The sequence below is a fragment of the Streptomyces sp. NPDC048415 genome, from assembly GCF_040651675.1.
Classification (GTDB): Bacteria; Actinomycetota; Actinomycetes; order Streptomycetales; family Streptomycetaceae; genus Streptomyces.
The window spans coordinates 1-8954 of the sequence record NZ_JBEZKJ010000171.1 but is presented as its reverse complement, the minus strand read 5'-3'; the positions used below and the strand labels follow the sequence as shown (position 1 = coordinate 8954).

6 protein-coding genes and 2 pseudogenes are annotated in these 8954 nt (G+C 70.6%); 6 read left to right on the top strand and 2 right to left on the bottom strand.

The window, feature by feature from the left end; translation table 11 throughout:
• The 5 genes and pseudogenes from AB0D27_RS44250 to AB0D27_RS44230 form a co-directional block, all read left to right on the top strand.
• A partial coding sequence (locus tag AB0D27_RS44250; RefSeq protein ID WP_362521019.1) for a trehalase family glycosidase occupies positions 1-1151 on the top strand: 1151 nt, incomplete at its 5' end.
• Positions 1148-3076, top strand: a complete 1929-nt coding sequence (locus tag AB0D27_RS44245) for a glycogen debranching N-terminal domain-containing protein (protein ID WP_362521016.1) — start codon at positions 1148-1150, stop codon at positions 3074-3076. The genes AB0D27_RS44250 and AB0D27_RS44245, both read left to right, overlap by 4 nt.
• A 69-nt stretch (positions 3077-3145) precedes the next feature.
• Positions 3146-3286 (top strand): hypothetical protein, encoded by a 141-nt coding sequence (locus tag AB0D27_RS44240; protein WP_362521013.1) that lies wholly within the window; start codon positions 3146-3148, stop codon positions 3284-3286.
• A gap of 220 nt (positions 3287-3506) precedes the next feature.
• Positions 3507-5567 (top strand): calcium-binding protein, encoded by a 2061-nt coding sequence (locus tag AB0D27_RS44235; RefSeq protein ID WP_362521010.1) that lies wholly within the window; start codon positions 3507-3509, stop codon positions 5565-5567.
• Between the two features lie 148 nt (positions 5568-5715).
• Positions 5716-5838: pseudogene (locus tag AB0D27_RS44230) on the top strand (transposase); the annotation flags it as partial.
• Positions 5839-6111: 273 nt separating this feature from the next.
• On the opposite strand, the pseudogene AB0D27_RS44225 reads toward AB0D27_RS44230, so the two are convergent.
• Positions 6112-6933 (bottom strand): annotated as a pseudogene (locus AB0D27_RS44225) (aldo/keto reductase); the annotation flags it as partial.
• Between the two features lie 200 nt (positions 6934-7133).
• On the opposite strand from AB0D27_RS44225, the gene AB0D27_RS44220 reads away from it, so the two are divergent.
• On the top strand, positions 7134-7898 hold the full coding sequence (locus AB0D27_RS44220) for an SDR family oxidoreductase (RefSeq protein ID WP_362521007.1): 765 nt from the start codon (positions 7134-7136) through the stop codon (positions 7896-7898).
• 103 nt (positions 7899-8001) lie between these two features.
• Here the strand turns inward: AB0D27_RS44220 and AB0D27_RS44215 are convergent, their stop codons facing one another.
• Positions 8002-8610, bottom strand: a complete 609-nt coding sequence (locus AB0D27_RS44215) for a TetR/AcrR family transcriptional regulator (protein WP_362521004.1) — start codon at positions 8608-8610, stop codon at positions 8002-8004.
• Between the last annotated feature and the right edge of the window lie 344 nt (positions 8611-8954).

Sequence of the window (8954 nt, the reverse complement as noted above, 5' to 3'; positions counted from 1 at the left end):
ACCAGATCCACGCCACCGTCACCGAACGCGACCTCGGCCCGCAGGCCACCCTCACCCTCCACGCCGACCTCGCCCACGCCCGCATCACCGACCCCCCCCCCCCCCAACCCCCCCCCCGCACCGCACCGCCCCCCCCGCCCCCCGCCCCCGAGACCTCGGGCATCGTCCAGCCCCCCGTGCACGCCCTGTCCGCCTGGCTCGTGCACCAGGCAGACCCGCAGGAATCCCGGCGCCGCGGCTTCCTCGCCCGTGCCTATCCACGGCTCGCCGCGTGGCACGACTACCTCCTCACCCGCCGCGACCTCGGCGGCCGAGGGCTGGCGGCCGTCGTCCACCCCTGGGAGCCCGGCATGGACAACAGCCCCTGCTGGGACCAGGCCCTGCAGCGCGTCGAGCCCGCCGCGCCCGACGCCTTCCACCGCGCCGACCTGAACCACGGCCAGCCCGCCGACCGGCCCACCGACCTGGACTACGGCCGCTATGTCCGGCTGGCGACGGATTATCGCGAGGCCGGCTACGACGACCGTGCGCTGCAACACAGCTTCGCCGTGGAAGACCCCTGCTTCAACGCCCTGCTCATCGTCAGCGAGCGGGCCCTCGCCGCCATGGCCCGCGACCTGGGCACGGACGACGCATCTCACACGACACGCGCCGACGAACTGACCCGGCAGCTGGTGGCCCGGCTGTGGGACGACGACGCCGGCCTGTTCCGTGCCCGCGACCTGAACACGGACACCCTGGTCGACGAGCGCAGCGTGACCGGCCTCATCCCGCTCGTCGTGCCGGGCCTGCCGCACGACATCGTCCGGCGACTGCAGGAAACCCTCGACGGCCCGCACTTCGGCGCAGCGGCCACCCGGCTGGTCCCCAGCTACGACCTGACCGGTCACGCCTTCGACGCCCAGCGCTACTGGCGCGGCCCGGCCTGGTTCAACACGGCCTGGCTGATCCAGCGCGGACTGCACACCCACCGTCTCCAGACGGCCGCCGAACGCCTCCGGCAGGGCTTTCTCGCGGAGGCAGGACGGTCCCGGTTCGCCGAATACGTCGACCCCACCACCGGCGCCGGACGAGGGTCCCGGCAGTTCTCCTGGACCGCCGCCCTCGCGCTCGACCTGCTGTGCGCCGACCCGAAGGAGCCCATGCCATGACCGCGGCCGACCACCGCGTCCAGCTGGTGCGCGACGCCACCTTCGTCCGCCTCGACCCCGACGCAGCCATCAGCGGCACCCGCGGCACCACACCCGACGGACTGTTCCTGAGGGACGCCCGTCACCTCAGCCGCTGGCAGCTCGCCGTCGACGGCAGCAGCCCCATCGCCCTGGTGCCCGCCGAGGCGGCGACGGACGACACGGCCGAGTGCGTCCTCACCCCCCGGGGCACGCGGGACAAACCACCCGCTTACACCGTCTTCCGTCGACAGACCGTCACCGCGGGGACGCTCACCGAACGTCTGCGCCTGGTCAGCAACCTTCCCGACCCGGTGACCGCCCGCCTCGACCTCACCGTCGACGCCGACTTCGCCGACCTGTTCGAACTGCGGGCCGACGACCGCCACTACGCCAAGCCCGGCGGCCGGTACACAGCCCACACCACGCCCGACGGCCTGCACTTCGACTACCACCGGGCCGACTGGCACGCCCGGACCACCCTCACCTGCCATCCCGCCCCGGACACCGTCGACACGGCGCAGGGAGCGGCGCAGTCCACTGCGCGGACCCTCAGCTGGCACCTTCGGCTCGACGGGCACGGCGAGACCGAGCTGCACCTGACCGTCCGTGCCCACCCGCACGGGCTGCCGCTCGAAGCGCCTGCCGTGCCGCACCCCCATCGGCAGGCGCCGACAGCGACGGACGACCTGAGCCGCAGCTGCGAACGGGGCCTCGCCGACGTGGACCTGCTGACCATCCCGGTCACCGGCGTGGATGGTGACGAGGTGCACGTCCCCGCCGCCGGCATCCCGTGGTTCCTCACCCTGTTCGGCCGCGACTCCCTGCTCACCTCCTACTTCCTCCTGCCCTACCGACCCGACACGGCCGCCGCCACGCTGAGCGCACTCGCCGCCACCCAGGGGCAGCGCTACGACACCTTCAGCGGCGAACAGCCCGGACGCATCGTCCACGAGACCCGCCACGGCGAACTCGCCCACTTCCGCCAGATCCCCTACGGCCGGTACTACGGCGCCGTCGACGCCACACCGCTCTTCCTGGTCCTGCTCCACGCCCACTACGAGACAACCAGCGACAGCACCCTCGCCCTACGCCTGGAGCGGCACGCCCGGCAGGCCGTGGACTGGATGCTCACCGACGGCGGCCTGGAACAACACGGCTACCTCGTCTACACCCCGGACCCCGGCGGGCTGGTCAACCAGAACTGGAAGGACTCCCAAGGCGCCATCTGCTTCACCGACGGCACACAAGCAAAAGGCCCCATCGCCGTCTCCGAAGCCCAGGGCTACGCCTACGACGCACTCCAGCGCACAGCAGAACTCGCCCACGAGGTCTGGCGGGACAAGCCGTACGCGCATCGGCTGCGTGACGCCGCCGCCCGACTGCGCAGCCGCTTCACAAAGGACTTCTGGATGCCGGAAGCCGACTTCCCGGCTCTCGCCCTGGACGGCGGCGGACAACAGGTCGACGCCCTGGCCTCGGACGCCGGCCACCTGCTGTGGTCCGGGATCCTCGACGCGGAGCACGCCCGCCGGGTCGGTCGACGCCTGCTGGCACCGGACTTCTTCTCCGGCTGGGCGATCCGAACCCTGGCCGCCGGACAGAAGCCGTACCACCCTCTCTCGTACCACCGCGGCAGTGCCTGGCCCCACGACAACGCCGTCATCGCCCTGGGCCTCGCCCGCTACAAGCTCGCCGACGAGGTCGACACCGTCACCGAGGGCCTCATCGCGGCAGCGGCCCATCACGGCTACCGTTTGCCCGAGGTCATCGCCGGCTACGACCGCTTTGCCACCACAGGGCCCGTTCCCTACCCGCATTCCTCTTCGCCCCAGGCCTGGGCAGCCGCAGCGCCGCTGGCCCTGCGCACGGCGCGGCAACAGGTGCGGAAGGAACGACGGACCTGAGCACCGGCCCTCGGGGCCGTCGGGCCCCCGTCGCCGGGCACACAACCGTGGGTCAGCACGACGTTCAGCATGCTTCCCTGCACCCTCCACGGCCAGCGCGACAACGAGAACAAGGAGGACGCCGACCACGACTACGACCCCGCGGGCCGCGCCGACCTGTACGCGCCGTACGCGGAAGCGGTCCAGCCGTGGCCAGCGGAAGCGGAGTGACAACCGGGCAAGCCTGGCCCCGTACAACTGCGTGCGGGGCCCCGTCTTTGAGTGGGCCGTGCCGCGGTCCTGGCCCCGTGGGCGCAATAAGCCCTCACCTGACGTTTCGCCCGCCCTCGGCACGGTTTCTCACCCGCGGGGGTGGATTCCGGCGTCCAGTGAGCGCAACGCGGCCCAGCGACGGGCGGATTGTTGTGCGTCTGTCGCAAAGCTGCGGCCCATGCTGACCTCTCATCTGCGACCGGCGTTGCGCCGATTCTGGGGAAGACGCCGCCGGTCACGGGCGGCCCGGGCCGTGGTCGTGGCGGCCACCGGTCTGGCGCTCGTCCTGGCCCTGCCCGGCACCGCGGCCGCCGCCCCGGGCGACCTGGATCCCACCTTCAGCGGCGACGGCAGGGTGCTCACCAGCTTCGCCGACGACGATCACGCCAACGACGTGGCGGTGCAGTCCGACGGCAAGATCGTCTCTGTCGGCGCTTCCGCCGATTATTCGGTATTTGAGAGCGACTTCGCGCTGGCCCGTCACAACGCCGATGGCACCCTGGACACCAGTTTCGGTGGCGACGGTACCGTGACGACCGCCATCAACAACATGAACCCAGATTTCCAGTGGAGCGAGGCCCACGCCGTGGCGCTGCAGCCCGACGGCAAGATCGTCGTGGTGGGCGGCAGCTGGAAAGGCTACGAGAACTGTTGCTGGTTCACGGTGGCCCGGTACAACACGAATGGCACCCTGGATACCAGTTTCGGGGGCGGCGACGGCAGGGTGTTCACCGACTTCGGCGCCCCGCAAGAGGCCATGGACGTGGCAGTGCAGCCCAGCGACGGCAAGATCGTTGCCGTCGGCTATGGCGGTGCCGGGGTCGCGCTGGCCCGCTACAACGACGACGGCACCCCGGACCAGACTTTCGGCGGCGGCGACGGCATGGTGACCAACGACCCGGCGCCGGAGTTGCCGGAGGAGGGCGGCGATGCGCGCGCCCTGGCGCTGCAGCCCGACGGAAAGATCGTTGTCGGGGGTGAGGTCGGGACGACCCGCTTCGACTTCGTCCTCCTCCGCTACAACGCCAACGGCACCTTGGACACGAGCTTCAGCGGCGACGGCATCGAGCGCACCGATTTCGGTGACTACGAGTCCGTGGAGGGGCTGGCGGTCCAGCCCGACGGCAGAATCGTCGCGGCCGGGGGAAGCAGCGGCAGGTTCGCGCTGGCCCGCTACAACGTCAACGGCAGCCTGGACACCACCTTCGGCAACGCCGGCCGGGTCCTCACCCCCGGTGGCGGCGGGGCCCAGGACGTGGCGCTGCAGCCCGACGGGAGGATCGTCGTCGCCGGCAGCAACGGCCCCGGCGGCGACTTCGCGGTCCTGCGATACAACACCAACGGCAGCCCGGACAGCGGCTTCGGCACCGGCGGCCTGGTGACCACCGACTTCGGCGGCAGCGATCAGGCCCGCGGCGTCGCAATCCAGTCCGACGGCAAGATCGTCGCCGCCGGCCAGGGCGGCTCGAACACCGACTTCGCCCTGGTCCGTTACGAGGGCGGCACCGGTACCCCGCCGCCGCCCCCGCCGCCCTCCGGCGTGGACCTGTCGGTCACCAAGGCCGGTCCCACCACGGTCAGTATCGGCGACCGCGCCACCTACACCGTGACCGTCAACAACAGCACCACCGCCACCGCCAACGGCGTCTTCCTCTCCGACACACTCGCCGGACCCGCCGCCTCGGTCGTCTCGGCCACCCCGAGCCAGGGCACCTGCACCACCACCGCCACCAGCGCGAGCTGCTCCCTGGGCACCCTCGCCCCCGGCGCCCACCCCACGGTGACGGTCGTGGTCGAGCCCCGCGCCACCGGCACCCTCACCGACACGGCCACGCTCAGCGCCACCCAGACCGACCCGAACCCCGGCAACAACACCGCCACACGGACCACCACCGTCAACAACTCCCGCGGCTGCACGATCATCGGTACCAGCGGCAACGACACCCTCAACGGCACCTTCGGCAACGACGTGATCTGCGCCCTCGGCGGAGACGACAGCGTCAACGCGAGCTACGGCAACGACACCGTGTACGGCGGCTACGGCAACGACCGCCTCGACGGCGGCTACGGCAACGACACCCTGAACGGCGGCCCCGGCAACGACAACCTGATCGGCAACTACGGCACCGACAACCTCAACACCGTCGACAACATCTCCGGCAACGACACCGCCAACGGCGGCTACAGCACGGACACCTGCACGACGGACACCGGCGACACCCGCATCAGCTGCCCCTGACCACCACAAGGGACTCTCCGCCGAAGGCCGTCACCAGCACTGGTGACGGCCTTCGGCCGGGGCAGCACGGTGGACGGTCGACCCCTCCCACGTCAGGGCGCTAAATGGGGCTCCACACGGGCCCGTCGCCGGTCGAGGCCGGGCCCGCTCCAAGCACCATGTGATCACCGACGGACACGGCACCCCGCTCGCGGTCCTCCTCACCAGCGGCAACCGGAACGACGTCACCCAGCTTCTGCCCTTGCTGGATGCGATTCCGTCGGTCCGCGGATCGACAGGCCGGTCGAGCACCCCGGGCTGCAGATGGCGATATCTGAATCTCACCAGTGGGTGCTCGAGGCGGCCTGGGAGTTGCTCGGATTGATTCCCCAGGCGGCCGCTCGGTGTTCTGTGGTCGGATTCCACACGGGAGAGGCTGCCTGACATCGGCCGGCACCCGCGGCGCAGCGACCCGTCCGCGCGCATGCGACGACGACAACGTTCAGGACCGGCTCACTGGGCGGGAGTGGCCGGAACCGGTCCGGAACAGAGCGCCGAGGTCGGCTCAGCGGTTGACGAAGGTGAGGCTGGTCGCGTCGTAGCGGGGACCCGCGACCTGCTCGGGCGGGGCGGCGGCCTCGATGGAGGCGAGGTCCTCGGTGGACAGCTCGACGGCAAGGGCGGCGAGGTTCTCCTCCAGGTACCGCTGCCGCCGGGTGCCGCGGATGGGCACCACATCGTCGCCCCGGTGCTGCACCCAGGCCAGGGCGAGCTGGCCGGCGGTGACTCCCTTCGCCGCGGCCAGCTCGTTCAGCTTTGTGACGATCGCCAGGTTCCGTTCGAGGTTGCCATCGGCGAAGCGCGGCTGGCCGCGCCGTACATCGGTCTCCGCCAGCCCCTCGACCGAGTTGTACCGGCCGGTCAGGAAGCCGCGCCCGAGCGGGGAGAACGGGACCACGCCGATGCCCAACTCGCGGCAGACCGGGGCGATCTCCGCGTCCAGCTCGCGGGTCCACAGCGACCACTCGCTCTGCAGGGCGGCGATCGGGTGCACGGCATGCGCCCGCCGGATCGTTTGCGCGCCGGCCTCGGACAGCCCAAGGTGGCGGACCTTCCCGGCCTGCACCAGCTCGGCCATGGCGCCGACGGTCTCCTCGATCGGCACCTGCGGATCGACCCGGTGCTGGTAGTAGAGGTCGATGTGGCCGACCCCGAGCCGACGCAGCGACGCCTCGCACGCCTGCCGCACGTAGGCGGCGTCGCCGCGGACACGGGTGGGCTCGCCCAAGCGGTTGGCGAGACCGAACTTCGTGGCCAGCACCACCTGTTCGCGGCGCCCGGCGATGGGCCGCCCGATCAGCTCCTCGTTGTGTCCTGAGCCGCCGGTCGTAGGCGTGTACGCCGGTCAGGCGTCGGGGCTGGACCATTGCACAGCGCCGGAACATCCCAGATTTTGGACTTGCAGGTCCAATTTTGTCGTCGCACAGTGTCACTGCGCCCTGGCTTTCCAGGGCCCCGACCGGTCGAACGCGGCATGTGGTTCGGCCGTGCGGGTTCGTAGCGGAGAACCAAGCAACGGAGTGGACCATGTCGACGCGCCTTGAGGGCAAGACCGCCCTGGTGACCGGAGCAACCAGCAACATCGGACGGGCGATCGCGGAGACGTTCGCGGCCGAGGGGGCGCACGTCGTCGTCTCGGGCCGCAGTGCCGGGCGCGGCAAAGACGTCGTCGACGGCATCCGTGCCCGCGGCGGCCGCGCCGACTTCGCGCAGGCCGCCCTGGACGGAAGTGCCGCCGCATCGCAGGCCCTGGCCCGGGAGGCGATGCGGGTCCTAGGTGGCCGCATCGACGTCTTGGTCAACAACGCAGGCGTCTACCCCGGAGACGCCACGGCAGCCACCGACGAGAAGACCTTCGACCAGGTTTACGCGGTCAACGTGAAGGCCCCGTTCTTCCTCACCGCGGCCGTCGCACCCGCCATGGTGGAGGCCGGCAGCGGAGCGATCATCAACCTGGGCTCCTGGGTTGCGCGCCTGGGTATTCCGGTCGGCGCCCTCTACAGCTCTACCAAGGGAGCGATGGAAACCCTGACCCGGGCCTGGGCAGCGGAGTTCGGGTCGCAGGGCGTACGCGTGAACGCGATCTCCCCGGGTGTCGTGCTGACGCCCGCCCCCGGCGAGATCCACCCCGGCGAGGTCATGATGAAGGGCACCCCCGCAGGCCGGATGGGAACCCCCGACGCCATCGCGAACGCCGCCGTGTACCTGGCCAGTGACGAGTCGGCCTTCGTACACGGCATCGTGCTCGACGTCGACGGCGGCCGCACCACCGTCGCCGTCATCGCCAGCTGACGCACGGTACCGCCCCGGGTGTGGGTGGCTTCAGCGAAGCCACCCACACCCGTTCATACGCGGCCACGGCCGAGGCTGGTGTGTGAACCGTCCAGGCGCCAGGTCACGGCACCGCGCTGCCCGCGCGGCGCAGGTCCGCGATCCCTTGGTCGAGAGCGGCGCGCAGGTGGGTGGACTGACCCGTCGACAGCAGGATCGACACGCCCCCTTGAATCGCGGCCAGCAGCGCGGCAGCCCTCGCATCCACATCGAACTCGGCGGGAAGCCGGCCAGCCGCCTGCAGCGCCCGGATGCCCGCCGCCAGGCTCTCCTGCCAGCGGCGCATCAACTCGATCACGATCGCCCGCGCCCCGGGGGTCGAGCGCCCGATCTGAAGAAACAGCGACCCGAGCGGACACTCGTCCCCTTGGGCCTCGTAACGCTTGATCACCACATCCCGCCACTGCTCCCAGGCTTCCCACGAGTCCAGGCAGCCCAGGTACGGCTGCTGGTCCTCCAGGACTTGATCCGCCTCGAACTGGGCAACGGCGACGAGCAGTTCGTCCTTGCCGGCCGGGAAGTAGTGGAACAGCTGACTCTTGCTGGTGCTGGTCCGCGCCATGATGTCGTCCAGGGTCGCCGAATTGACACCCTTCTCCCTCAGCACCGCCGCAGCCCCCTCGACGATCCGGCTCCGCGTCGCCTTCCCCTTCGTCGTCAACTCCCCGCGCATGATCCGCCTCCTCAAAATGGACTGCAAAGTCCACTGTAATCCGGCGTTCCTGCCGCGATCGACTACAGCGGGCACCCCAGAAGGGAGAGCGGTCGCAGTCCGCTCACCGCTCGCGCCTCCCGGACCGTGTCACGTGCCCCAGAGTGCCTGAACGGCCCCTACAGATATCCGCGAGGCAGTTCGGCAATGGCCACTTCGGCCAGGCGTACCTGAAGCGTCTCTAATCAGCTGAGCGGTCCCGTGTCAGATGTAGTGCCTGGCAATGGGATTGCGCACCGTGGTGGGGTCGCGTGAGCGTGCAGGTGGAAGCCCGCGCCCAATGTTGTCCCTCGCGGCTGATGCCG